Origin of the sequence: Budvicia aquatica DSM 5075 = ATCC 35567, assembly GCF_000427805.1 — a bacterium.
Lineage (GTDB): Bacteria > Pseudomonadota > Gammaproteobacteria > Enterobacterales > Enterobacteriaceae > Budvicia > Budvicia aquatica.
On the sequence record NZ_ATYS01000122.1, the window covers coordinates 1 to 1,440 of the forward strand.

A 1,440-nucleotide genomic window follows, 5' to 3' on the forward strand; every position below is an offset into this window, starting at 1 on the left:
GGCGGCGAGATTGATAACCAAGGCACCATCAACTTATCTTTAGGCGCTGACCATACGGCCATCAGCCTGAACAACGGCCACCTGGTGAATAGCGGGAATATTCAGGCTAACGGTACCGCCATTCATATCAAAGGCAGCGACAGTACCATTACCAACGCCAAAACCATTGAAGCGGTTAACGGTAAAGCGGCGATTCATGTGGATGCGGGTGCAGGGCTGAACTTAAGCGCGGCATCCGGCACCGGCACCATTAAAGCCGGCGGTACCGCAGACGGTATTTTACTCAGTGAAGGTGCGCTTAGCCTGAACGTGGCCAATACCTTGATTGATATGAGTGATGCTGGTGCCAGTGGTATCGGTATTCATAACGTGGCCGGTATTGAAGGCATTAAGCTGGATAACACCAAGATTCAGCTGGGCGGCACCGGTATTGGTATTAAAACCGGGGCGTCGTTAGCCAAAACGAATAGCGGCAATATCAATGTCACTGACGGCACCGGTATTTTGTACCTTAATGAAGATGGTTCTGCGGTAGCGGCCAATCTGGATTTCTCGGACTCGTCTGAGCTAAAGATCAAGGTCACCGGCAGCGGTATTGGTGTTAAGGCCACGCTGGATGGTAATGAGCGCTCAGTAAATACCGGTGTGAGCGTCGCCGTGGCTAACGCTACCGGCGGCTCCGCCATTGATGTGAGCGGTGCAAAAACCGTGGCAAACTCCGGAATATTAACCTCTGCCTCTACCGTGGCCGGCGGCAATGTGTTGAATGTCCACGATGCTGAGACCATCAGTAACAGCGGCACCATTACTGCATCCTCAGCAGATATCGCCGCCATCGCCATGTCGAATGCGGGCAATAAAACCTTTACCAATACCGGCGATATTACCGGGCTGTTGGATTTTGCTACCGGCGATAACCTGATTAATCTGACCGGCGGCACCCTGAGCGGCAATATCAAGGCCAACGGTGGGGCCAATACCCTGACGGCATCGGGTAGTTCTGCGCACATCGGTGATGTTATTCTGGCCGGAACTCAAGCTCAGACCGTCACGGTCAACGATGCGTCAACACTGGGTAATCTGGTGATGACCGGAGCTGGCAATCATCAAATCACAGTGACAGAGGCCTCTGCGCTCGGCAATGTGGCACTGGGTGACGGAAACAGCCAAATCACCGTCGACGGTTCAACCGCAGGCAATATCACGCTGGGCACCGGCAATAATAATCTGACCCTGTCCGGCTCGGCGCAAATCGCTAACTTGGTGGCGGGTGTGGGTGGTAATAACACCGTATTGGTTAAAGATACGGCTACCTTCGGTACGCTGGATGCCGGCACCGGCGGTGCCAACGATAGCCTGACCTTTGACGGGGTGGATTATCAGTTGGCTAACACCTCAGATATTCAACACTTCGACCTGCTGAACCTGACCCACGGTGCG

The 1,440-nt window shown here is 53.8% G+C and carries 1 protein-coding gene; it reads left to right on the forward strand.

Annotated elements, in window-relative coordinates; genetic code table 11:
* A partial coding sequence (locus YWE_RS31040; RefSeq protein WP_036016770.1) for a beta strand repeat-containing protein occupies positions 1–1,440 on the forward strand: 1,440 nt, incomplete at both ends.